The sequence below is a fragment of the Halomonas sp. PR-M31 genome (genome assembly GCF_001039575.1).
Classification (GTDB): domain Bacteria; phylum Pseudomonadota; class Gammaproteobacteria; order Pseudomonadales; family Halomonadaceae; genus Modicisalibacter.
In genome coordinates, this window is record NZ_JIBT01000046.1 from 1 (window position 1) to 23142 (window position 23142).

Genomic DNA, 23142 nt, shown 5'->3' on the forward strand with positions numbered 1-23142 from the left:
TGGTGGAATCTCATGCTGAAGCCGTGGAGCACTGTCTGGCACTATGTCGCCATGCCGGTGTTCCCTTGGTGTGGTGTGTCTCGGATGAGCTTTATGAAGATGGTGCCGAGCTACCCATTGATGAGCATGTAATTCCTCATCCACGGGATGAGAGTCTGCGTCGGTTGATTGTCACCGGCAATCGTATTCGAGCGGATTTGCCGGAGCATTTGATCGTACGCTGGGGCCATTGTTTGCCCTTGAGGGTAGCGATGCCTGGTTAGCTACACTGATTGAGCAGCTTTTGCAGGGGCATAGTGTTCGCGTTGCGGAAGACATCGTTTTCTGCCCGATCTCAGCGGATGCCGTGGCCATGGCATTGATCGGCATGCTGCAGCAATTGAGCTGTAGCGCGACGGCCTGGGGTGCCTACCATCTGGCAGGCATCGAACCTGTCAGCGCCTATACCTTCACATCGACGGTGCGCATGCAGCTTGATACGCGCCTGGCTGGGTTAGGTGAAAAAGTGGCTCTGGGCGATCTCAAGGCCCTTAATCATCACCATGATCAGCCACTGCGTCGCGTGCTCAACTGTCAGCGCGTACTCGACGTCTTCGGTGTGCATCAAAAACTCTGGCGGCTTGAGTTGGGCCGGATGCTGGACACCTGGTGTCACGCTTATCAGGCTAGGGAGAAAAGCACATGAATATGCTACGCAGCCTGATATTTTACCTAGTCTATTTTCTTGCCATTTTATTCTTTGGATTGGTATGCCTACCGATTACGCCGCTGCTGCCCTTGCGGGCTCGCTATAAGCTGCTCAATCTCTACAATCATTTCATCATTGCCTGGTTTGCACTCATCTGCGGGGTACGCTACGAGGTGCATGGACGAGAACATGTACCCACAGGCCCCGTCGTGATTCTGGCCAATCATCAGTGTGAATGGGAAACGCTTTTCCTACAGGTGCTCAAACCCCCGGTATGCACCGTGCTCAAGCAAGAGCTCCTGCGTCTACCGCTGTTCGGCTGGGCGCTGCGACTGCTTCACCCCATTGCGTTGGATCGCTCGCGTCCTGCTCGCGCTATGAAACAGGTGTTGTCTCAAGGGCCCATGCGACTGAAAGAAGGGCTATCGGTACTGATATTTCCTGAAGGAACCCGGGTCGAGCCGGGACAGCGGCGACGTTATAACAAGAGCGGTGCGGTCATCGCCTGTCGCGCTGGAGTTCCTGTGATGCCGGTGGCACACAATGGCGGTGAACGCTGGCCGGGTCGACATTGGGTCAAGAATCCCGGGCGTCTGACAGTAGTGGTGGGTGAGCCTATCGCGACGCAGGGACGCACCCCGGAAGAGGTGTTGGTGAGGGTTGAAGAATGGATCGAGTCTCAGCTGACCCTGATTTCAGACGTTCCACGGCCATCACGCGTTACTGACACGCCTACATCACGACTGTCTACCTAGACGAGTCTATTCGAATATAAAAAAAGGCGCCAACGAGGCGCCCTTAAGCTATTTAACTATTTATTGGTGATGCGTCAATCAGGTATTTAGACGCTGCATGACCAGACAGGCGTTGGTACCACCGAAGCCGAAGCTATTGGTCATTGCTCTCTCTATGGTCACATTGTCACGTCGTGTGCGCACGATATCGATGCCTTGGGCCTGTTCATCGAGTTCATCGATGTTTGCCGAAGCGGCGACGAACCCATGTTCCATCATTAACAGAGAGTAGATGGCTTCCTGCACGCCGGTGGCGCCCAGTGAATGACCGGTCAAGGATTTGGTGGAGCTTATCGCCGGCGTCTGGTCGCCGAATATTTCGCGGATCGCTCTGAGTTCGGAAATATCGCCTACCGGAGTGGAGGTGCCGTGGGTATTGATATAGTCGATGTTGCCTTTCAGCCCGGCCATCGCCTGACGCATACATCGCACGGCGCCTTCTCCGGAGGGGGCAACCATATCGTAGCCATCCGACGTGGCGCCGTAACCGACAAGCTCCGCGTAAATTTTTGCACCACGTGCTTTTGCATGTTCTAGCTCTTCAAGTACCAACATGCCTCCACCGCCGGCAATAACGAAGCCGTCTCGTGCCTTGTCGTAGGGACGTGACGCCTTCTCAGGCGTGGCGTTGTAGCTGCTACTCAAAGCCCCCATGGCATCGAACAGACAGGACAGCGTCCAGTGCTCCTCTTCGCCGCCACCGGCGAACACGATGTCCTGCTTGCCCATCTGGATCTGTTCCATGGCATTGCCGATACAGTGCACCGACGTAGCACAGGCGGAAGAAATCGAATAGTTGATGCCCTTTATTTGAAAGGGGGTGGCCAGGCAGGCAGAAACCGTGCTGCCCATGGTACGGGTAACACGATAAGGGCCAATGCGGCGCAGTCCTTTTTCACGCAGTACGTCTGCGGCCTCGACCTGATTGGCGCTGGAAGCCCCGCCGGAGCCTGCAATCAAGCCGGTGCGCTCATTGGAAACCTGCTCCGGCGTCAGCCCCGCGTCTTCTATGGCCTGAGCATGGAGACATAGGCGTATGCTGCTGCATCGCCCATGAAGCGGCGTTGCTTACGATCGACCAGAGCATCCAGGTCGATATCGACTGTGCCAGCCACGTGGCTACGAAAGCCTCGCTCGGCGTACTCTTCTTTGAAGCGGATACCTGAACGGCCTGCCTTGAGCGCGTCCAGCACCTGGTGCTGATCATTGCCAAGACAGGAGACGATGCCCAGGCCAGTGACGACCACTCGTCGCATGGAAGCCTCCTGATCAGAAGTTCGCAGTGGAGGTGAACAGACCGACACGCAAGTCGTTGGCCTGGTAAATCTCGCGACCATCGACTGCGACAGTGCCGTCAGCAATGCCCAGAATGAGGCGGCGCGTAATGATCCGTTTCACGTGAATATGGTAAGTGACTTTTTCAGCATCCGGCATGATCTGGCCAGAAAACTTGACTTCGCCACAGCCTAGAGCGCGTCCACGTCCTGGGTGGCCAAGCCAGCCCAGGTAAAAGCCGACCAGCTGCCACATGGCATCCAGCCCCAGGCATCCCGGCATTACCGGGTCACCAGGAAAATGGCAGTCGAAGAACCATAGATCGGGGCGAATATCCAGCTCGGCGATCAGCTCACCTTTGTCATAGCGGCCACCGGCTTCTTCGATACGGATTATGCGATCCAACATCAGCATATTGGGGGCCGGCAATTGGGCATTGCCGGGGCCAAATAGCTTGCCCTGGCTGCAGGCTAGCAGCTCTTCATATGCAAAGGAGTGTTGCTCGGTCACTGAGTCATTCCAAGTGTCAGAAGTGTCATGTACCACGCTGCGCGCGGACGCGATTAGTTTACTGGCAGTGGGGAATGAATGCACGTCGACCAATGGAAGTATCATTGGAGCCCGGGATCGGTTGACACTGAGGCGCAAACGTTAATTCGACTTTACAATCGTTGTAACGCCTGCTCTTGCGCCCGAGTAAGCCTGCAGGGCATGATGCCCGCTCAGTCCGCAACCTAGTATTATAATGAAAAATTATGTGGCCTCCCTTTTCTCTTAACCGTCCACTGATCTGGCTGGGCATCATCGCCTTAGGGATGTTGCCTTTGTTGCCTCTCATGACGCTGCGGTTGATAGCGCTGGCGGTCGTGATCCTGGCCTTGGTGTATGTAATGCGAAAGATACGTCAGGAGCACCATCGTCGGCGGCTAAGCGAGAAAGCGCTAGAGCTTTGCGAAGATGGCGTGATGATCTGCGATGCCAACAACCGTATCATCAGCGTTAATGCTGCCTTTACCCGCATTACCGGTTTCCAGCATCAAGAGGTACTAGGCTTCAATCCCTCGTTATTGTCGTCTGGACGTCACGATAAGGCGTTTTATGAGCGCTATTGGCATGCTCTCAACACCACCGGGCGCTGGGAAGGTGAAATATGGAACCAGCGCAAACGCGGTGAGCAGTATCCTGAATGGCTGCGAGTCCAGAGCTGTCCGAATCGGCGTGGCCGCGCAGAACACTACATTGCGCTATTTACCGATATTTCCAAACACAAGGCACGAGAACAGGATCTCAAACGTGTTGGCTTCGAAGACCCTTTGACCGGCCTGCCTAATCGGCGGCGGCTACACGATATTCTCACGTCTCGGTTGCAGCATCTTCGCGCCGGTGAAGGGCTTGATCTGGCGTTGATCGATATTGATGGTTTCAAGTCGGTCAACGATGGACTCGGAGTCGATGGAGGAGATCGATTGCTGGCACGCTTCGGCCAGCGCTTATCCGCCGTGGCTGCTCAAGCGACGGTGGGTCGCCTTGGCGGCGATGAATTCATGCTGATTCGCACCACGACCTTTGACGATCACGAGAAATGGATTGCTGGTCTGCGTGAGCATCTCAGTGAGCCCTTCGAGTACAACGATCACTCCTTGCGTCTTGGCTTTTCCATTGGCAGTTGCCGAGTGCCGGAAGATGGCAATGATCCAGGGCTCTTGTTTCAGCGTCTTGAGTCAGCGCTTTACAGCGCCAAGCATCATGGCCGTAGCCATGATCAACGCTTCCAGCCTTCTCTTGAGGTCAAGGGGGACCGGCAGCTGACGCTGGTCAATGATCTGCGCCGCGCTTTGATTCAGGGCAATCAGCTGGAGCTTCATTATCAGACGCAGCACCGGCTTGCAGATGATTCCCTGGTGGGCATGGAGGCGCTATTACGCTGGCGTCATCCTGAACACGGCATGATATCGCCTGTCGATTTCATTCCCCTGGCGGAACGTCATGGCTTGATGAATGCCGTGGGTAGCTGGGTGATCGAACAGGCCGTGGCACAGCAGGCCAAGTGGCTTGTCAGGAAAGAGGCCTGCGTGCCTATATGGATCAATATTTCGGTGTTGCAATTGATCCAGGGAGATCTCGAGTCGCGTATTGCGGCCTCACTGGCTCAGCATGGGGTGCCGGCTCGATTGATAGGCCTTGAGTTGACCGAGTCCGTGCTGCTGGACGAGCGTGCCGGCGATATCTCGCCGCGACTCAACGCACTGCGTGACAGTGGCCATCTCATTGCCATCGATGATTTCGGGACCGGTTACTCTTCCTTGGCCTATCTAAAGCATTTGCCGGTGGACAAGCTCAAGTTGGATCGCATGTTCATTCGTGCCTTGCCCGAGGATTCCGGCGACGCCGCCATTGTCAAAGCCGTACTGGCCATGGCTCGCGGATTGAAGCTGGAAGTCATCGCCGAAGGAGTGGAAACCTTGGCTCAGCGGGATCATTTGTCGGTGGAAGGGTGTCAGCTATGTCAGGGTTTCTTGTTTTCGTGCCCGGAAACCGCAAGTGGCATCGAGGCCCGCTATCCCATCAGCCCATGATCCGCAAAATTTAAACTCGATGCTTCAAGCGATGACATAGCCATAGGCACAGCAGTGCCCAGATCACTGCTTGGGCGGGCAGTAACCAAGGGGCCAGCATGACTCCGGCGAGTTCAGCGCCGCCAAAATAGGACAAAGGGCCGCTGATGGCGCCACACAGCATGGCGAGTACAGGATAGCGCCAGAGCCAGCTCAAGGAATGCAGCAGTAGCGTTGCAAACAGTGGCCACAAAGCCCATAGCCAAAGGGGCAGTGGTAATGGCCACCAAGGCGGATTTGCGAAGGTGAAGCCGCCTATCAGAGCTAACCCGCCATCCAGGATCAATCCCATCAGGGCAAACCCCACCAGCCAGCGCCATTCCCCGGGGTGCGCCAACCAGATCAAATGTACTGCTATAATCAGGCTGGCGACCAGACCGCCGATCAACGAGCCTCCCAATACGCAGGCCAACCAGCCAACCTCGAAGGCGATTAGATTGAACAGCGTGAGTACCATCCTGGCTTTACACAGCGCCAATCAAAGTCGCCGGTCGGGCGCCGGGCTTGGCCAGCAGCAGATGACAGGTACCGATCGAGCGCTCGAGAAAGCCCCCTTCGCAGTAGCATAGATAATAGCGCCACATGCGAATGAAGCGTTCGTCATACCCCAGGCGGCGTACCCGCTCCAAATTCGCCTCGAAACGTTTTCGCCATTCATGCAGCGTGCGGGCATAGTGCAGCCCGATTTCATCGAGAGACAACAGGTTGAGAGATGTTTTACGCGCGACACTATTCAAGATGGCTGTGTGAGAGGGTAGAAAGCCACCGGGGAAGATATAACGTTTGATGAAGTCCATCTCGCGTTTGGCCGCCTCGAAACGCTGATCGCGAATGGTGATCGCCTGCAGCACTGCCAGCCCATCGTTCGTCAGCAGGCGATCCAGGGTAGCGAGATAAGTGCCAAGATACTGATGTCCTACTGCTTCAACCATCTCCACGGAGATCAATCGATCGTAACGACCCTCAAGTTCACGATAGTCCTGTTTGAGCAGCGTAATGCGCGCCTCAAGCCCCTCTTCCTTGATACGTCTTGCAGTATGGGTGTATTGGGCTTCCGAGATGGTGGTGGTAGTCACCCGACAGCCCCGAGTCTTGGCAGCGTGAATCGCCAGACCGCCCCAACCGGTGCCGATCTCGAGCAGATGATGCTCGGGACGAACGTCGAGCTTATCGAGCAGGCGTTCGAGCTTGTAGGTCGAGGCTTCTTCAAGGCTTGCATCGCGGTGAGGAAAGACAGCGCTGGAGTACAGCCAGTGCTCACTGTCGAGAAAAGTGGCGAACAGGTCGTTGCCGATATCGTAATGGGCGCCGATGTTGCGCTTCGAGCCACGCTGGGTATTACGCTGCAGGGAATAAAGTGCCTTCAGTAGCCAGCGTGCCACCCGGGCGCTGCCGTTCTCTACCTCGCCATTGACCTGCTCCAGGTTGGCGGCAAACAGTCGGGTCAGGATTACCAGATCATCCGTCTCCCAGTCACCCTCGACGTAGGCCTCCGCTGCACCCACGGTTCCGCCCAGGGCCAGACGCCGCCAGATGCGCTCCTGATTCACGATCACGCACACTTGAAGGGGGCCGCCCTGACCCAGACAACAGCTTTGTTCGCCCTCGATCAGGGTGATATTACCGCCTTCAAGACGGTCAAGCTGTGCGAGAAGTCGTGGTCTCAGCCAGCGCGCCAGACGATCGCCTGAGATCGTTGGCTCGCGGGAAGTGGCAGAGGGAAGGGGGGTCATGGTGAGATCTCCCTGCGCTTGGGATGGTCGAATATCGGCACACGCTTTAGCCACAGCCGAAGTGCTTCGAAATGGATCCCGGCCAAGGTCTTGATACTCATCCAGGGCTGACGGGCTAAAGTGGCCAGCAGCACGGCTCGAGTTGCCGGCTGTGCTTTCAGTGTCAGGGTCGCGTCGAAATGACGCTGCTCGCCCTGCCAGTTCTCCATGTGCAGATAAAGACGATCGCGTGGGGTGTTAAAGCGCCAGCGATAGTCCATGTCCATGGGGTTGAACGGTGAGACGTGCATGGCCTTGGCAAACCGGGCCGAATGACTATGACGCCTCGGATCAACGGCGCAGGCATAACATTGACGCTCGCCCCAGGGGACGTTACTGACTTCGCTCAGCACTGCCTGAAGCCGCTCGCTGCGATCATAGACGTAGTAAAGCGTGATGGGATTGAAAACGATGCCGCATAGACGCAGCTGAGTAAGCACAAAAACAGCGCCATCCGCCTTGGCCGCAAACGGCTGGCCGAGCTCTTGGCCCAGGCGTTGCCGCACCGCTTGCTTGAGGGGCAGGTGGTGAGGCGCCAGATAGTCCTCACGGCGAAAGCGTGCCAGGGCACGATGCCGCACGCTGAATCCCGGCACCTTATCGAACAGTCGGGGCAGTTCGTCCAGATCGAGCCAGGCCATCCATAGGCGATAGGAGAATCGGTGACCAGTGGGTGTGAAACGTCGGTGGCGCAAGGTGCCCTGGTAGATACGGCTACGCGGCTCGGTCATCATGATAGGGATTCCTCGACCACAGAGGTGTTCGCTGCCTGGGTATCGTTTTCCTGTGCGTCGTCCCAGCGCTTGCAACCAAGTGCCTGGGCTACCCGCAGCGCACTCCAAAGCCCGTCCTCATGAAACCCATTGCGCCAGTAGGCGCCGCAGTAATGTGTACGGCGTTCAAGCGTTGAAATTTCCTCATGTCGAGCCTGAGCCTGTTGCCCTTGGGGTGTGAAGCAAGGGTGGGCGTAGCTGAAGCGCTCAATGATCCGGGCCGGGTTGATTGCCGCACTGTCGTTCAGGGTAACGCAGAAGGTGTGCGGTGCCTCGATGTGCTGCAAAATGTTCATGGCATAGGTCACGGAAACCCGAGCCGCATCACCGCGCCCATCCACCCGATAGTTCCAGCTGGCCCAAGCCCGGCGGCGGCGAGGTAACAGGCGCTCGTCCGTGTGCAGTACCACCTCGTTATCCTGATAGGGCATGGCACCAAGAATGCTGTGCTCATCGTTGCTGGCGTTCGCCAGCAGCGCCAGCGCCTGATCCGCATGACAGGCCAGTACCACCTGATCGAAGCGCTCCTCGCCCCGGGATGTACGTAGCGTCACCCCTGCCTCGTCGCGCCGAATGGTATGAACCGGGCAGTTCAGATGAATGCGCTCGGCATAGGGCGCTGTCAGGGCCGGAATATAGCTGCGCGATCCACCGGTCAAGGTATACCACTGAGGGCGATGATCCACAGACAGAAGACCGTGATTATGAAAGAAGCGCAGGAAGAAACACGCGGGAAATCCTTTCAAGTCCTCAGGGCTTGCGGACCAGATGGCAGCACCCATGGGTAACAGGTAGCGATCGCGAAAGTCTTGGCCGTAATTGCCGCGATCCAGATAGTCGCCCAAGGTAATGGCGGTATCGAGATGCTCGGTTTCCATATCCTGTCGCGCCTGACGGTTGAAGCGCAGTATTTCCGCCAGCATGCGATAGAAGCGCGGGCGCAGTAGATTGCGTCGCTGAGCAAACAAGGTCGCCAGGGTATGGCCGTTGTACTCGAAATCATGACGCGCATCGTGCACCGAAAAGCTCATCTCCGTAGGCTGAGAGGCCACGTTCAAGTGTGCCATCAGTCCTTGGAAGAGAGGATAGGTCCAGTCGTTGAAAACGATGAAGCCGGTATCTACGGCATAGGTCTTGCCCTCGAGCGGCACGTCGATGGTAGCGGTATGGCCGCCCAGCCGCGGGGCCGCCTCGAATAGGCTTACTCGGTGGCGCTGAGAAAGCAGATAGGCGGCACTCATGCCACTGATACCGCTGCCTACCACGGCGATACGTTGTCCCGAGTCAATGGCGCTTGTCGATGCATAGGCGTCGTGTCGTTCAGTCATTGTTTTTTCGTGTCATGGTAAGGCCGATGCGACGGCGTAGCGGTGGCGGCAGAATGCCCATTAGTTTGACGCCAGAGGTAAAACGCTTGGGAAAGTGGATATCTAGTGTGCGTTTTTCCAGTCCTTTGATGATGGCTTTTGCCGCAAAGTCACTGCTCACCTGCATAGGCATGGGAAAATCGTTGCGTTCTGTCAGGGGTGTCTTGACGAAGCCTGGATGAATGATGCTGACATCGATGTTCTCCGCGGCCAGATCAAGACGCAGGGATTCGAGAAAATGACTCAAGGCTGCCTTCGAGGCGCCATAGGCTTCGGCTCGGGGCAAGGGAACATAGGCCGAGGCGCTCGATACCGCCGCGAACAGAGGCTGGCTGCCATCGCTATCTCGGGCGCGGCGCAAAAGCGGCAATGCGGCGTCGAGAGTGTATATGGCGCCATTGAAATTGGTGGCAAGAACGCGTTCGATCAGATCGACATCGAAATGGCGCACATCGAGATACTCGCAAGTGCCGGCGTTATGAATCACAAGATCCAAACCAGCGAATTCCTCATCGATCTTTTGTCCGGCAGCCTGCACCGATCGACGATCGCTCAAGTCCAGTGGGACCGCCAGGGCGTTGTCATACTCTTTGACGATCTCCTCAAGCGCTTCTTGGCCTCGTGCGCTCAGGGCCACACGATGTCCCTCTTTCAACAGGCGTTGGGCAAGTGCAAACCCGATACCCGAAGTGGCGCCAATTAGCCAGATACGCCGTTTTCCTGTCAATGAAGCCATTCTGGTTGCGTCTCCCTAAAGGCCAAGAAGCGTTAGAAGCGAAGAAACGGACGGAGAAATGGCACGCCGATAGGTTGGGGTTTTTGTTTGAGACCATGAACGTCAAACAAAGTTGAATGTTCAATCAAGGAGCCCGCCCGGGTCGCCTATAGCATCAGTGTAAACTCCTGATAAGCATTTTGTACAATAATTGTATAATTAATTTGGATAGACGCTAAACGCGATCGGCACATATATGTACTCATGCCGATCGCTGATAACCTGGAGATCAATCGTCGCTTTTGAGTGCTTTAAAAGCATCCAATGCCCGGGCACGGGCTGCCTTGTGATCGACGATGGGCGCAGGATAGTCGACCTCCTTGAGCATATCCTTGGGCGGCGCATGGCGTGCCTTTTCGGGCAGTTTCTCAAGCTCCGGCAGGAATTCGGCGATGAACTCGCCTTCAGGATCGAAGCGCCGAGACTGGGTCGTCGGGTTGAAGATTCGAAAATAAGGGGCTGCGTCGGTGCCCGTAGAGGCCGCCCACTGCCAACCGCCGTTGTTGGAGGCAAAGTCTCCATCGATCAGATGCTTCATGAAGAACGCTTCACCGCGGCGCCAGTCGATCAACAGATGCTTGCTCAGGAACATGGCGGTCACCATGCGCAAACGATTGTGCATCCAGCCACGCTGCACCAGCTGGCGCATGGCGGCATCCACCAGCGGATAACCGGTGCATCCTTCGCACCAGGCAGCGAAGGCTTCATCGTCATCCCGCCAGGCCAGTTTTTCGGTGTAGCGCTGAAAAGGTTTATGGCGACAGATATCCGGATAGCCGAACACGATATGCTGATAGAACTCCCGCCAGATGAGCTCGCTGACCCAGCTGGTCAGGCCGGCATCGCCGTCTGCGAGGCTACCGTCATTGGCGCTCATCACCGCCTGCAGGCACTGCCGATGGGAGATCATACCCAGGGACAGATAGGCGGACAGTTCACTGGTACCTCGAATGGCAGGAAAATCGCGCTGCTCCTCATAGCGATGCGCCCGATAGTGCAAAAAACGCTCGAGGCGATCCGCCGCGGCGTCCTGGCCCGCGGGCCAGTGCTTGGTATCCACTGGCTTATCATCGAGTTTGCTTTCAAGACTGGATAGCGCAGGGATGCGATCGTTGTCGATGCCGAGGCGTTGCTGCGCCTCAGGAGAATCCCGCAGTGCGAGACGCTCAGAATTTATTTCTCGGTGCCAGGCCTTGGCGAACGGCGTGAAAACGCTGTAGTAGTCTCCTTGACCGGTCAGCAGCTCTCCTGGCGCAAACGCCACCGCATCGGTGTGAGGCTGTACCGCGCGATCTTTCTGCTTGAAGGCCTTTATCACCCCCTCGTCCCGACGCCACTCGTTGAGCGGGTATTCACGATTGAAGTGCAGGCCCCCATCAATGTCGTACTCTTCGGCAATGTTCAACAGTGCCTCGGGCGCCTCATCGAAGGACTCGATATCGCGGTGCAGCAATGGGATGTTAAGTCCGCTCAAATCGTCACTCAGGGCGCGAACGCCACGATGCCAGAAGTCGATCTTGTTGATGCCATGATCCTGGGCTTGCCATTGGGGCACGCTGCGAAGAAAGACCGCGATGACGGGACCGGCCTTGGCGGCGGCAGCCAAGGCGGTATTGTCTAGGGTGCGAAGGTCGCTACGAAACCAGACGAGTTGGCGTTGCATAAAAACGATCGCTCTCTTATTGGCTCAATAGTGGACGAAGCCGGCTGACTGACTGTACGGGATCGTCGCTGAGTAGTTCCACGCCACTGTCGAGGAGTTCGCCAGCGCGGATTCGAGTGATCGGTCCGGTCAGGCACACCGGTACCGAGAGTTGATCCGCAAGTCGCGGCAGCTGCCGCCGGATCAGTTCACTGCGTTCTGCCTGCCCGCTCGCCAGCACTAGTGCAGAAAAACGCAGGCGGTTTACCGCCAATCCCAACTCTCCCGGTGACAGAGGGGCGTCGAGAAGTACCACGCGATAACCTGAATCTATTGCCGCCAGGGCGAACAACAATGGCCACAGCGCGCCGCTTTCTTCGGAAAGATGAGTGATCAGCAATTGGGGGCCGTGGCTTGCTAGATTGGCATGATAAAGCCGCGTGCCAATGCGGGTTCGCAAAAATCCTTCGAGTAGACGCTGTTGCAGCAAGGCGCCGAGCTGGCCATTCCAGCGCTCTTCGAGCTGCAGGATCGCCGGCTGCCATAATTCATGTAGACAAATGGCCACCGGGTAGAGGGCCAGAGCCTGATTGTATAGCGTCTCCAAGCGTTCCAAATCCAGGGCTTCCACTGCCAGGATCAGCTGTTCGCGCTGATTGGGCCAGTCTCCTGCCTCGGGCACCGGAATTTCCACGCTCGCGGGTTGATCCAGAAGATCATGGACCTGACTGACCGGAACGCCTCGGTTGAGCCATTGCAGAATCAATTCGATACGATCGATATCGTGACGCGCATAGAGCCGATGACCTTTGGGAGTGCGCTGAGGGCGAATCAATCCGTAGCGGCGCTCCCAGGCGCGCAGCGTCACCGAGTTGACACCGGTGAGGCGCGAGACTTCTCGAATTGGATAGAGCGGCGCATGGGTTGGATTTATCGCCTTGTCACACATGCGTGGTCAGCCTCCCTGTGGAGCGCGTACTCGGCATTGGAGTATCGCGTCATGTTTTTACCGAATCTTGAGTTCATTCATCTGAACTCGATATTGTACAATTCGGATGCCTTGTACAACTAGGGCGCAGGTCAATTCGAAGTCTGTACCCATTCATGATGGATGAGCGTGCCCTGTGCGTCCTTCGATGATGCTGGTTAAGGCATCGACGAAGGCAGGGTGTTCGCCTACCGGCGCCAGCAGTTCGATGGTCAGGGTTCTGTGCTTTTCATGCAGAGCTTCGATTTGATGAGGTACGTCTTCTCTCAGATGGCGTCCGGCGGCAAAGAACAATGGCAGTACATCCGTTCGGGCGTAGCCGGCTTCGGCGAGTTCGGCGGCAACATGCTCGAGAGAAGGATCGCACAGTTCCATATAGGCCAGTCTCAAGGGTGCCTCGAGCCGACTGCTCAGTGAGTCCGCCAAGGCGTCGAAGGGCGCGCGCCAACGCGGATCACGAGAACCGTGGGCCAGTAGAATCAAGGGGTCGCTCATATAGCGGTCTCCAGGGAAGTGCTCAGATGATTGCCAAGATGATGGCCCGATAGCCAGGCGTTTTCGATACGTCCGGCACTCATTGCATCGCCACATAGGGCAAGCCCGCACGAATCCGTCTGAAAATCCTGCGTATCAGTTTTTACCGAAGGCGCGCTCGCAGGCTGGGAAAAGCGCCAGCGATGGGCGTCCAGAAGTTTTGTACCTGGCAGCGGTACCGGATAACGTTCGGCGAAAGCCGCCAGAAGCTGAGTGGCGACCCAGTCGGCGTCACGCTCAAGATGCTTCTGACTCCACTCGGCCGTCGCCAGAAGAGAAAGGCTTTCTCCCTGCTCGCCGCGCCCGGGCTTGCTGTCGTTACGGGCCACGAAGCGCAGCGGGCCGCCATTCATGAAGGCCGTCTGCCATTGGGAAGCGGATGTTTCAAGCGGGGGTAGTGGCGCTTCAAACAGGGCATAGGCGGTCCAGCAAGGGCTCATCTCAACGCATTGACAAGCCTCGGATAGTATTTGGCTGTGAGGTGCCAGCAAGGGCTGCGCTTGAGGAGAGGGAATGGCGAGGATTATCTGAGTAAAAGGGCCATGTCTAAGTCCTTGATCATCCTGTAACCACCATATTGATTCTTCTCGATGCAGATGTTCGATGCGACACTGAGTATGCAGGTCAAGATCTTGAGATAAATGACGGGTCAGTGCGCTCATGCGGGGAGTGCCGACCCAGCGAATGTGATCATCTTGCTTGCGATGCCAGTCGCCATCGTCACAAACCCAAACCGACTGGGGCCAGGGTGCGATCACATTGGCTTGTTGCCACGCTTCGAGCTCGCGCTGGAACTCCGGGGAGCGTGCGGTGAAGTATTGGGCACCCAGATCGAAAGTGGCTGAAGGTGTACGCCGACTTGCCAAGCGCCCGCCAGGACCACGACTTTTTTCGAATAGACGTACCTGACGACCGTGCCGAATCAGTGCCCGAGCGCAGGCTAGTCCAGAAATGCCGCCACCAATAACGGCGAAACGTGAATCGTGCATGACATATCGCCTTATGGTTGGGCGTGAAAATCGAAGACCGGCTAGACTGTGTTACAGTAACAGCTTAGTACAATAGTTGTATAACATGATAGCAATGCGTCAAGGAGGGAGTCGATGCGCATTCTCATCACCGGCGGTAGCGGGTTCGTCGGTCAATTGCTGTGCAAACGTCTACACGAGCAGAGCCATAGCCTGCTGGTGGTTTCGCGTTCACCGGACAAGACCCGGCGGTTGCTGCCGCCGGATACCGATATCCGTCAACGAGTGCACGATTTCGATGGCACCCAGATCGACGCCATCGTCAACCTGGCGGGGGAGTCGATCGCCGGCAAGCGCTGGAGCGAAGAGCAAAAAAAGAAGCTGGTCGAATCGCGTCTTTCGATCACCAGTGATCTGGTCACCCTGTGCGGCAAGCAGGAAACGCCGCCAAAGGTGATGGTCTCCGGCTCCGCCATGGGCTATTACGGCGCCCAAGGTCAACGACCTGTCGATGAAGACACGACGCCTCAGGATGAATTCGCTCATCGTCTGTGTGCCGGCTGGGAAGCAGCGGCCAAGGAAGCAGAGGCCTACAGCGTACGTGTTGCGTTGCTGCGTACCGGCTTGGTGCTCGATCGCAATGGCGGGGCACTCAAGCAGATGTTGCCGCCCTTCAAGATGGGCTTGGGCGGGCGCATCGGCGATGGTCGACAGTACATGCCCTGGATTCATCGTCTGGATATGGTCCGCATCATCGAGTTCCTACTGGAACAAGACACCTTGAGCGGTCCTTTCAACTGTTCCGCTCCGAATCCGGTCACCAACGACGAGTTCGTCCACACCCTGGCAAAGCATCTTCATCGGCCGGCAATGATTCCAATGCCGGCGGGTGTGCTCAAGGCACTGCTGGGCGAAATGTCACATTTGCTGCTGACCGGCGCCGCCATGCAGCCCAAGCGCCTGGAAGAGGCCGGATTCACCTTCGAGTATCCGACTCTCGATCAGGCAATGCAGGAGATTTTAGGCAGCTAGCGCCGGCTGTTCTCATCTACCGTCACGATCACCCGCACCGCGTCCAGACGCAGGCGGGTGCCGTCGATGGCCGTGTCCAGCGCTGCGCGCTCTTCCTGCAATGCCTGTATCTCGTCATCGCGAACCGCGGGGTTGTGTTGTGCTAGCGCCCTGAGGCGGGTCAGTTCGCCATCGAGTTCGACTCTCATGCGCTGCTGGGCCGCTTCGATGATGGTGGGCAGCTCGTTTTCCGCTTCGCCCTCGCCCTGGGTCAGCAGCATGCGCAGCTGCTCCTGACGTGACTTGACCAGATCTCGAGCCACCGCTTTCTTGACCTTGCGCAGGTTCTTGGCAAGCCCGGTAAAAGAGACCTTGGAAGACAGGTTGGCACCGGACTCGTCGAGCAGCACTCGAATGGCCGTAGGCGGTATGAACCGGTTGATATGCAAGCGTTTAGGGGCAGAGCAATAGGCGCTGAACACCAGTTCGATCATCAACCGGCCTGCCGGAATGGCAGGATGAGCAAGCAGCGCCACCGCGGTATTACCCAAGGTACCACCGAGGACGCGACCCATCATCTCGCGTATCAGCGGATGCTCCCAGGAGAGATGTTGCACGTCATCTCGAATCAACGCTTGCTGGCGCGATGCGGTGGCGGTAAAGCCCTCTTCGCCTTTAGCCAGGCCTGGCAGGCCATCGAGCATGTGGGATCCGGCGCGCAGATGCACGAGATCCTCTCCCAGGTCCTGACTGTCCACGCCGAAGATATCCAGCGCCTGATCGAAATAACGCATCAGCGCTTTGTCGTCGTCGAGTTCGCGAATCGCCGCGATGACCGCTTCGGCGCGCTGAGGACGACAGGCATTGAGTTCGAGCAGACGATTACGCCCGGCATTGTGCTCTCCCAGGCGCGTCTCGAACAGCGCCCGGGTTTCAGAAACGATCTCGTCAATGGCATCAGGGTCGAGAAGGGCGTCTGCTAGAGCATCGCCGAAGGCGTCATGAAGATCGCTGCCCACGCCGTGGGGAGCGCTGAAGGCATCCATGCCTTCCTGATACCAGCGCAGCAGCCGTTCGCCGGGGCTGTCGATGAATACCGGCACATGAATGTCGATGGCATGACGCTGACCAATGCGGTCAAGACGACCGATACGCTGTTCGAGCTGGTCCGGGTGCAAGGGTAGATCGAACATCACCAGGTGCCGACAGAACTGAAAGTTGCGTCCTTCGGAGCCGATTTCCGAGCACACCATCACCGGGCTGCCGTACTCTTCGTCCGCGAAGGCGGCGGCAGCACGATCCCGCTCGACCAGGGTCATGTCTTCATGGAATACCGATGCATGAATGCCTTTCAATACCCGTAGCGCCTCCACCAGATCCATTGCGGTCGTACGCTCGTGGACGATTACCAGCAGCTTGTCGTTCGCGCTATCGCTGAGCAGTTGCAGCAGCCAATCGACCCGAGGATCGAACCGCCACCAAGACTCTTCCTGGGCGTCTGGATCATTCAGCAGGCGATAGGCAATCTCCGGATAAAGCAGCACGTCGGAATGCAGATCAGGATCGCTGAGATCCGTCTCGATCAACAGCTCATCCAAGGCGTCTTCGCTACTGCTGAACTTGTTCAGCAGACGGTGATAGGCGGAGGGCAGCTCGAGATGCGTAACCTGCAATCGTCTTTTGGGAAAGCCGCCTACGTGGCGGCGGCTGTTGCGAAACATCACCCGTCCGGTGCCATGGCGATCGAGCAGCTGTTCACGTAGCTGGTGCCGGGCGTTGTCCTGCTGGGGGGTATCGCTTTCCGGATCGGTCAGCGTGGTGAGCAACGCCCGGCTATCCGCATCATCGATTTCTGACTCGATGACAGTAACCGCCTCAGCGTCACCGGGTAGCTTGTCCAGAGCATCGATGGCGGCGGCCACCTGAACATAACCTGCTTCCTCGAGGCGAAAACGCGCCAGATCGTGATAACGATCCGGATCGAGCAGCCGTAGCCGCGCAAAATGGCTTTCGAGACCCATCTGCTCCGGGGTGGCGGTGAGCAGAAGCACGCCTGGCGTCTGACTGGCCAGACGTTCGACGCAGGCATAACCCGGGCCGCTGGTCATGGGTGTCCAATCGAGGTGGTGAGCTTCATCGACGATGAGCAGATCCCAGTCGCAGGCACAGGCCTGGGCTTGACGATGGGAATTGGCGAAGAGCCACTGCTGACTGGCTAGAATGAGCTGGCCAGACTCGAAGGGATTGGCGTCGCCGTGGGCCTGGCTCTGGGTCTCGTCGAGCAGGGTCACTTCCAGAGCGAAACGACGCAGCAGCTCGACCAGCCATTGATGCGTCAAACTGTCCGGCACCAGTATCAGCGCCCGCTCGACGCGACCAATGAGCAGCAGGCGATGCAGGATCAGCCCGGCCTCGATGGTCTTGCCCAGGCCCACCTCGTCCGCCAGCAGCACCCGCGGGGCATGGCGCCGGGATACCTCGTCGGCGATATAAAGCTGATGGGGAATCAGGTCGATCTTGGGGCCGCTCAAGCCAAGGGCAGGATTCTGCTCGACGCGATGATAGTGGTGCAGCGTGCGAAAGCGCAGGTCGAACCAGTCGTTGCGATCGATCTGGCCGGTAAGCAATCGGTCCCGTGCCTGATTGAACTGCATGCTGTCGGCAATGCGCGCCTCGGGCAGCTCGCAGTCGTCGCCTTCTTCGTTCTGGCCGGTATAGATCAGCAGGCCATCGACTTCCTGCACATCCTCGACGATCAATTGGCCGCCTTCGGCGGTGGAAATGCGATCACCGCTGCCGAAGACTACCCGGGTCAGGGGCGCCTGGCGAGCGCCGTAGGTCCGCGTCTGCTGGCTCGCGGCGAACAATACCGTCACGCTACGTGCGTCGCAGTTCAAGACAGTGCCCAGACCCAGCTCTGCCTCGCCGTCACTGATCCAACGCTGGCCCGGTGTAAAAACGCTCATGCTGCCTCGAATGTTGAAAAAGCAATATCGTCGTCCGACAGGCGTCGGGGCGCGGTAGTCTACCGCAATACGGCGGCCGGCTTAAGCACAAGCATCATTCCTCAAGCCAAGCCGTCAGCTGCGCGCGAGTCAACTCACCTACATGGCGTTTGACGAGCTGGCCATCGGCATCGAACAGTAGCGAGGTAGGCAGCCCCGGGGACTCGACGACAACCATCAGACGCTGTTCCGGGTCAAGCAGCGCATGATTAAAGTCTAGTCCCTGTCCATCCAGATAGCGCACCGCCGTGAGCAGGGTTTCGCCCTGATTGACGATCACGATGCGGACGTCTTCGCGTTTGTCCGCCTCTGCCAGCAAGGGCATCTCGCGGCGGCAGGGCGGGCACCAGGTCGCCCAGAGGTTAAGCACCAAGGGTTTGCCCTGCAGCGAATGCAAATTGACCTGATTGCCCTCAAGATCCTCCAGGGCGATATCCGGTAATTCGTCTAAACCGGCCTGATGGCCCAGAGGATTCCAGGCCATCAGTCCCAGCCATAGCGCGACACTTGCCATCAGCAAGGCTTCGGCCTTGATCAGCGTTGTCAGCTGGCGGCGCAGTTTCCAGGCGCTAAAGGCGGCCGCGGCCAACAGCCCCCAGAGAGCGCTATAGCCGGGCTGCCAGAGCTTGAGTATCTCCAGCGGATCGGCGAGATAACTGTCGAAATGTGTCAGCACGTACCCCAGGCGAGCACCGATCAGCCAAGTCAGCACCAGGCCGTTGAACCAGCCTGCGCGCTGGGATTTTCCAAGACGCAAGAGCGCCATGCTCGCCAGCAATAACGCAAGCGCTGCAATGAATGCATACAGGCGAGGCAGGGCAATCAACAACGGGCCAAGAGCGATGGCATTCATGGCGTGATCTTTATCCACTGGCGGGTGTCGGAAGGAGATGGTTGCCTCTTGAAGACGCCATCGCGCTACAATAGGGCAGCCTACTGGCCTGCCTCGATGCTGTCATCCCCTCGCTATCCTCATCTCGAATTGGAGACGTGCATGGCTCGATCCACCGATCGTTTACGTGCTCTGGCCATTGCCAGTCAAGCCACCGGGTTCGTGCTGATCATTGCTCTGGAAACCTGGCTGGGGGACGCGGCCAGGCCCTGGCAGGGAGCGACGCTGGCTGGAATGCTAGTGGCCGCCATCTGGATTGCGCTGGTGCGGCTTTACCGGCGCAACCGTCAGCGCAAGGCGGCGGTCGAGGAGGCGCGTGCAAGTGAGCATGAAGATGTCTGAGATAATCGATTGACCTGACCTAACCCGTCTATTTTCTTCCCACACGCTAAACGCAAAAGCCTTAGAGCGATAATCATATTGCGTATTACGCAAACGCCATAAGGGTCTATGCTTCAAAAACCAGGGGTTTTCTGAAGCATGTGACGAGATGGAGAGAGGCAACTGCCTGCCTCGCCGTGATCGACCAGTGCTTCATTACAAAACGAAAGTGCATGGGAGAGGCCGTTATGAAACAGCGCAATATCTTCATCGTAGGGCTCAACGACTTCAATCGAGAACGGCTGCGAACTCTGCGCGGTGCCGAGCATTATAACTTTCATGGCGTCATCGATCCCGCCGAGGTCTATGAAACGGAACACTTTCCCATCGAGGACATGCTTAAGCGCGCGGAAAAGCAGCTGAGTGAGTTTAATGAACCCATCGATGCAATTGCCGGCTACATGGACTTTCCTGTCTCGACCATGCTGCCGCTTTTGTGCGAGAGGTTCGACACTCGCACCACCAGCCTCGAGAGCCTGCTCAAGTGCGAGCACAAGTACTGGAGTCGTCTGGCTCAACGGGATGTGATCGGCAACTATATCCCGCGTTTTACCGCCTTCGATCCTTTCGACGACAGCGCCCTTGCGCATATCGGTGAGGCAGGGTTGTACTTCCCGTTCTTCGTCAAGCCGATCAAGTCCTCCGGCTCACGGCTGGGTTTTCGCATCGATAGCCCCGAGGATTTCACCGCCGCGGTGGCGCGACTGCGGGAGGATATCGGCCTGATCTCCGAGCCGTTCAATTTCGTGCTCGAAAAAGCCAATCTGCCGGATAAGGTGCGCCAGGTTGATGGCGGCTACTGCATGGCGGAAGAGATCATCGGCGGCTGGCAGTGCACCGTAGAAGGCTATGTCTATCAGGGAGAAGTCGTATCCTATGGCATCGTCGATTCGATTCGCTATCCCCAGGTGTTGAGCTTCTTTTATTACCGCTATCCCTCGAAGCTGCCTAAGCATATTCAGGACAAGATGCGGGAGCTGACCAATACCATCATGTCCCATATCGGCTACGACAATGCGGCCTTCAACGTCGAATACTTCTGGGACGAAATGCAGAACCGCATCTGGCTGCTCGAGATCAATACCCGTATCTCCCAGTCCCACTGTGACCTGTTCGAGAAGGTCGACGGGGTCAGCAACCAGCAGGTCACCATCGATCTGGCCCTGGGGCTGTCGCCGGACATGCCACGGCGCCACGGCGATTTTGCCGTAGCAGGCAAGTTTTTCTATCGGGTGTTCTTCGTCGATGCGATGGTGACTCGGGTGCCCAGCGATGAGGAGATCGACGCCCTGCAGCAGGAATTCCCCGGCACCGTCATTGCCTTGCAGGTAGAGGCTGGTACCCAGCTGTCGTCACTGCCAGAGCAGGACAGCTACAGCTTCGCCCTGGCCTATGTCTGGATGGGGGCGGATGACGACGAAGCGCTGGAAGCCAACTATCGGCGTCTCGCGGACAAACTGCTCTTCGAATTCGAAGAGGTCGTTGGGTAGTGTCCCATTGCCAATATCCGGTTCTTTTTCGATCGTCAGCGGAGTCATAGTGGTCTATGCATATCATCACAGAATTTCCCCGAAAGGTCTTCGAAGAAGAGACCTGGATTACCCTGGCCGATGGTTGCCGACTGGGGGTGCGCATCTGGCGGCCGATGGATGCAGAAGCGCATCCGGTGCCGGCCATCCTCGAATATCTTCCCTATCGCAAGCGTGATCTGACCGCGGTGCGAGATGCCCAGACACATCCCTACTGGGCAGGCCACGGCTACGCCGGGGTGCGGGTGGACATTCGCGGTACCGGCGAGTCCGATGGCGTACTCACCGACGAATATCTGCAGCAGGAGCTGGATGACGGCGTCGAGATTCTGGCCTGGCTGGAAGCGCAGCCCTGGTGTACCGGCGACGTGGGCATGGTGGGCATCTCCTGGGGCGGCTTCAACGGCCTGCAGATCGCCGCATTACAACCGCCGCAGCTCAAGGCGGTGATCACCTTGTGCTCCACGGACGATCGTTACGCGGACGACATTCACCACATGGGCGGCTGCCTATTGGGAGACAACCTGTCCTGGGCCTCGACCATGTTCGACGGCAACGCCTCGCCCCCGGACCCGGCACTGGTCGGCGAGCGCTGGCGCGACATGTGGCTCGAACGGCTCGATGGCAGCGGTCATTGGCTACCCATCTGGCTCGAGCATCAACGGCGCGACGAGTACTGGAAGCATGGGTCCGTATGCGAGGATTTCTCCCTCATCAAATGCCCGGTCTATGCCATCAGCGGTTGGGCGGACGGTTACTGCAACGCCGTGTTCCGCCTGCTCGATGGGCTCGATGTACCGCGCAAGGGGCTGGTTGGCCCCTGGGCGCACAAGTACCCGCATCTTGGCGTGCCGGGGCCGGCCATCGGCTTTATGCAGGAATCCTTGCGCTGGTGGGATCAATGGCTCAAGGGTGAGGAGACCGGCATCATGGACGAACCCATGCTGCGGGTCTGGATGCAGGATAGCGTGCCGCCCTCGGCGCGCTATGATACGCGCCCGGGACGCTGGGTGAGCGAGCCGACCTGGCCATCGCCGCGCATCGCGTCGCAGATATTTCGCTTGACCAGCGGTCACGATCTATTGCCTGAAGCGGCGGATGCACCCGCGATGCAAGCCGTCGACGATGTGCCATTGACGGTACGCTCGCCGCTTTCCGTGGGACTATATGCGGGCAAATGGTGTTCTTACAATGCGCCGCCGGATCTGCCCCACGATCAGCGCGATGAAGACGGGGGCTCGCTGATCTTTCAGACCGCACGGCTCGAAGAGGCGCTGGAGATCTGCGGTCAGTGCGAAGTCGAGCTCGATATCGAAGCCGATCAACCGGTGGCCATGGTGGCCCTGCGGTTGAGCGATATTGCAACGGATGATAAAGCCACCCGGGTGTCCTATGGGCTGCTCAACCTGACTCACCGCGACAGCATGAGTTTCCCGAGGCGCTCGAGCCGGGCAAGCGTTATCGTGTGCGCGTCAAACTCAAGCATATTGCCCAGCAGTTCGCCGCCGGCCATGCCATTCGCTTGTCGCTGTCCACCAGCTATTGGCCGCTGGCCTGGCCGGCACCGGTGCCGGTCAAATTGACTATCCACCCCGCTACCAGCCACCTGATTCTACCCTGTCGCGCCCCTCAGCCCGAAGAAGAGGCGGCCCTACCTGCCTTTGGTGAGCCGGAAGGCGCCCCGGCGCTTGCCCGTACCCTGATTCAGCCCAGTCAGGAAGAGTGGCGGGTGATTCGCGATCTGGCCAATGACAAGACCACCCTTGAAGTAATCAATGATGAAGGCAGCTATCGTCTCGATAATATCGATCTCACCATCGCCGCCAAGGTGACCGAGCGCTATAGCTATGCCTATGGCCATTACGACAGCCTGAGCGGCTGGACCGAATGGAAGCGCACCTTCCGCCGGGGCGACTGGCAGGTGCGCACCGTGGCCCGCACGCTGATGACCTCAAACGCCGAGCACTTTCGCATGCGGGCAACCCTGGATGCCTATGAAGGGGAGAGTCGCATATTCTCCAAGTCCTGGGACGAGGAAATCCCGCGAGATCTTGTATAGGCGATGTAATTCAGCGGTTCGCCAATGTGAAGAGAGAACATGCTGTATGGTCAGCACTTGTTCCATACCAACCA

Annotated in this window: 17 protein-coding genes and 3 pseudogenes; 7 read left to right on the forward strand and 13 right to left on the reverse strand. The window is 57.8% G+C overall.

From position 1 onward, the window contains the following. Both CH74_RS13065 and CH74_RS13070 read left to right on the forward strand, forming a co-directional pair. Nucleotides 1–685 (forward strand): annotated as a pseudogene (locus CH74_RS13065) (sugar nucleotide-binding protein); the annotation flags it as partial. Then, nucleotides 682–1443 carry a 1-acyl-sn-glycerol-3-phosphate acyltransferase gene (locus CH74_RS13070; protein WP_048307993.1) on the forward strand — a complete coding sequence of 254 codons (762 nt, stop codon included), beginning with the start codon at nucleotides 682–684 and terminating at the stop codon, nucleotides 1441–1443. The pseudogene CH74_RS13065 and the gene CH74_RS13070, both read left to right, overlap by 4 nt. 78 nt (nucleotides 1444–1521) lie before the next feature. On the opposite strand, the pseudogene fabB reads toward CH74_RS13070, so the two are convergent. Then, nucleotides 1522–2738: pseudogene (gene fabB, locus CH74_RS13075) on the reverse strand (beta-ketoacyl-ACP synthase I). A gap of 13 nt (nucleotides 2739–2751) precedes the next feature. After that, nucleotides 2752–3267, reverse strand: coding sequence for a 3-hydroxyacyl-[acyl-carrier-protein] dehydratase FabA (gene fabA / locus CH74_RS13080; protein WP_048307994.1), 516 nt, complete (start codon nucleotides 3265–3267; stop codon nucleotides 2752–2754). A gap of 245 nt (nucleotides 3268–3512) precedes the next feature. Here fabA and CH74_RS13085 point away from each other — a divergent pair, with 245 nt between their 5' ends. Further along, nucleotides 3513–5333: a bifunctional diguanylate cyclase/phosphodiesterase gene (locus tag CH74_RS13085; protein WP_048307995.1), complete on the forward strand. Its 1821-nt coding sequence runs from the start codon at nucleotides 3513–3515 to the stop codon at nucleotides 5331–5333. A 10-nt stretch (nucleotides 5334–5343) separates the two neighbouring features. Here CH74_RS13085 and CH74_RS13090 read toward each other — a convergent pair whose 3' ends face one another. From CH74_RS13090 to CH74_RS13130, 9 genes are all read right to left on the reverse strand, one after another. After that, nucleotides 5344–5850: a DUF2878 family protein gene (locus tag CH74_RS13090; protein WP_367379123.1), complete on the reverse strand. Its 507-nt coding sequence runs from the start codon at nucleotides 5848–5850 to the stop codon at nucleotides 5344–5346. Further along, nucleotides 5837–7105, reverse strand: a complete 1269-nt coding sequence (locus tag CH74_RS13095; protein WP_048307997.1) for a cyclopropane-fatty-acyl-phospholipid synthase family protein — start codon at nucleotides 7103–7105, stop codon at nucleotides 5837–5839. Before CH74_RS13095 ends, CH74_RS13090 begins: the two co-directional genes overlap by 14 nt. After that, entirely contained in the window at nucleotides 7102–7878 is a 777-nt protein-coding gene (locus tag CH74_RS13100) for a DUF1365 domain-containing protein (RefSeq protein ID WP_048307998.1), read from the reverse strand. The genes CH74_RS13095 and CH74_RS13100 overlap by 4 nt, the downstream gene beginning before the upstream one ends. Then, nucleotides 7875–9245, reverse strand: a complete 1371-nt coding sequence (locus CH74_RS13105; protein WP_048307999.1) for an NAD(P)/FAD-dependent oxidoreductase — start codon at nucleotides 9243–9245, stop codon at nucleotides 7875–7877. The genes CH74_RS13100 and CH74_RS13105 overlap by 4 nt, the downstream gene beginning before the upstream one ends. Beyond that, nucleotides 9238–10020, reverse strand: coding sequence for an SDR family oxidoreductase (locus CH74_RS13110; RefSeq protein ID WP_048308000.1), 783 nt, complete (start codon nucleotides 10018–10020; stop codon nucleotides 9238–9240). The genes CH74_RS13105 and CH74_RS13110 overlap by 8 nt, the downstream gene beginning before the upstream one ends. A gap of 268 nt (nucleotides 10021–10288) precedes the next feature. Continuing rightward, nucleotides 10289–11722 (reverse strand): deoxyribodipyrimidine photo-lyase, encoded by a 1434-nt coding sequence (gene phrB / locus CH74_RS13115; protein ID WP_048308001.1) that lies wholly within the window; start codon nucleotides 11720–11722, stop codon nucleotides 10289–10291. Between the two features lie 16 nt (nucleotides 11723–11738). Then, entirely contained in the window at nucleotides 11739–12650 is a 912-nt protein-coding gene (locus CH74_RS13120) for a MerR family transcriptional regulator (RefSeq protein WP_048308002.1), read from the reverse strand. A gap of 153 nt (nucleotides 12651–12803) precedes the next feature. Beyond that, nucleotides 12804–13184: a sirohydrochlorin chelatase gene (locus tag CH74_RS13125; RefSeq protein WP_048308003.1), complete on the reverse strand. Its 381-nt coding sequence runs from the start codon at nucleotides 13182–13184 to the stop codon at nucleotides 12804–12806. Next, nucleotides 13181–14212 carry an NAD(P)/FAD-dependent oxidoreductase gene (locus tag CH74_RS13130; RefSeq protein WP_048308004.1) on the reverse strand — a complete coding sequence of 344 codons (1032 nt, stop codon included), beginning with the start codon at nucleotides 14210–14212 and terminating at the stop codon, nucleotides 13181–13183. Before CH74_RS13130 ends, CH74_RS13125 begins: the two co-directional genes overlap by 4 nt. A 114-nt stretch (nucleotides 14213–14326) precedes the next feature. Between CH74_RS13130 and CH74_RS13135 the strand changes: the two genes are divergently transcribed. Beyond that, nucleotides 14327–15223: a TIGR01777 family oxidoreductase gene (locus tag CH74_RS13135; RefSeq protein ID WP_048308005.1), complete on the forward strand. Its 897-nt coding sequence runs from the start codon at nucleotides 14327–14329 to the stop codon at nucleotides 15221–15223. On the opposite strand, the gene rapA is transcribed toward CH74_RS13135, so the two are convergent. Further along, on the reverse strand, nucleotides 15220–18168 hold the full coding sequence (rapA, locus tag CH74_RS13140; protein WP_048308006.1) for an RNA polymerase-associated protein RapA: 2949 nt from the start codon (nucleotides 18166–18168) through the stop codon (nucleotides 15220–15222). The two genes, CH74_RS13135 and rapA, sit on opposite strands and share 4 nt — an antisense overlap. 94 nt (nucleotides 18169–18262) lie before the next feature. Beyond that, a complete protein-coding gene (locus CH74_RS13145) occupies nucleotides 18263–19060 on the reverse strand; it encodes a TlpA disulfide reductase family protein (protein ID WP_048308007.1) in 798 nt (265 codons plus the stop codon). A 141-nt stretch (nucleotides 19061–19201) separates the two neighbouring features. Between CH74_RS13145 and CH74_RS13150 the strand changes: the two genes are divergently transcribed. The 3 genes and pseudogenes from CH74_RS13150 (at nucleotide 19202) to CH74_RS13160 (ending at nucleotide 23068) form a co-directional block, all read left to right on the forward strand. Then, nucleotides 19202–19441: a hypothetical protein gene (locus CH74_RS13150; RefSeq protein ID WP_048308019.1), complete on the forward strand. Its 240-nt coding sequence runs from the start codon at nucleotides 19202–19204 to the stop codon at nucleotides 19439–19441. 227 nt (nucleotides 19442–19668) lie between these two features. After that, nucleotides 19669–20970 carry an acetyl-CoA carboxylase biotin carboxylase subunit family protein gene (locus CH74_RS13155; RefSeq protein ID WP_048308020.1) on the forward strand — a complete coding sequence of 434 codons (1302 nt, stop codon included), beginning with the start codon at nucleotides 19669–19671 and terminating at the stop codon, nucleotides 20968–20970. Nucleotides 20971–21026: 56 nt separating this feature from the next. Then, nucleotides 21027–23068, forward strand: a pseudogene (locus CH74_RS13160) (CocE/NonD family hydrolase). Nucleotides 23069–23142: the final 74 nt, after the last annotated feature.

What these genes read in the sequence shown, in the direction of transcription:
- CH74_RS13070 (WP_048307993.1), top strand. Translation starts at nt 682, where the DNA reads ATGAATATGCTACGCAGCCTGATATTTTACCTAGTCTATTTTCTTGCC.
- CH74_RS13085 (WP_048307995.1), top strand. Translation starts at nt 3,513, where the DNA reads ATGTGGCCTCCCTTTTCTCTTAACCGTCCACTGATCTGGCTGGGCATC.
- CH74_RS13095 (WP_048307997.1), bottom strand. Translation starts at nt 7,105, where the DNA reads ATGACCCCCCTTCCCTCTGCCACTTCCCGCGAGCCAACGATCTCAGGC.
- CH74_RS13100 (WP_048307998.1), bottom strand. Translation starts at nt 7,878, where the DNA reads ATGATGACCGAGCCGCGTAGCCGTATCTACCAGGGCACCTTGCGCCAC.
- CH74_RS13105 (WP_048307999.1), bottom strand. Translation starts at nt 9,245, where the DNA reads ATGACTGAACGACACGACGCCTATGCATCGACAAGCGCCATTGACTCG.
- CH74_RS13110 (WP_048308000.1), bottom strand. Translation starts at nt 10,020, where the DNA reads ATGGCTTCATTGACAGGAAAACGGCGTATCTGGCTAATTGGCGCCACT.
- phrB (WP_048308001.1), bottom strand. Translation starts at nt 11,722, where the DNA reads ATGCAACGCCAACTCGTCTGGTTTCGTAGCGACCTTCGCACCCTAGAC.
- CH74_RS13120 (WP_048308002.1), bottom strand. Translation starts at nt 12,650, where the DNA reads ATGTGTGACAAGGCGATAAATCCAACCCATGCGCCGCTCTATCCAATT.
- CH74_RS13125 (WP_048308003.1), bottom strand. Translation starts at nt 13,184, where the DNA reads ATGAGCGACCCCTTGATTCTACTGGCCCACGGTTCTCGTGATCCGCGT.
- CH74_RS13130 (WP_048308004.1), bottom strand. Translation starts at nt 14,212, where the DNA reads ATGCACGATTCACGTTTCGCCGTTATTGGTGGCGGCATTTCTGGACTA.
- CH74_RS13135 (WP_048308005.1), top strand. Translation starts at nt 14,327, where the DNA reads ATGCGCATTCTCATCACCGGCGGTAGCGGGTTCGTCGGTCAATTGCTG.
- rapA (WP_048308006.1), bottom strand. Translation starts at nt 18,168, where the DNA reads ATGAGCGTTTTTACACCGGGCCAGCGTTGGATCAGTGACGGCGAGGCA.
- CH74_RS13145 (WP_048308007.1), bottom strand. Translation starts at nt 19,060, where the DNA reads ATGAATGCCATCGCTCTTGGCCCGTTGTTGATTGCCCTGCCTCGCCTG.
- CH74_RS13150 (WP_048308019.1), top strand. Translation starts at nt 19,202, where the DNA reads ATGGCTCGATCCACCGATCGTTTACGTGCTCTGGCCATTGCCAGTCAA.
- CH74_RS13155 (WP_048308020.1), top strand. Translation starts at nt 19,669, where the DNA reads ATGAAACAGCGCAATATCTTCATCGTAGGGCTCAACGACTTCAATCGA.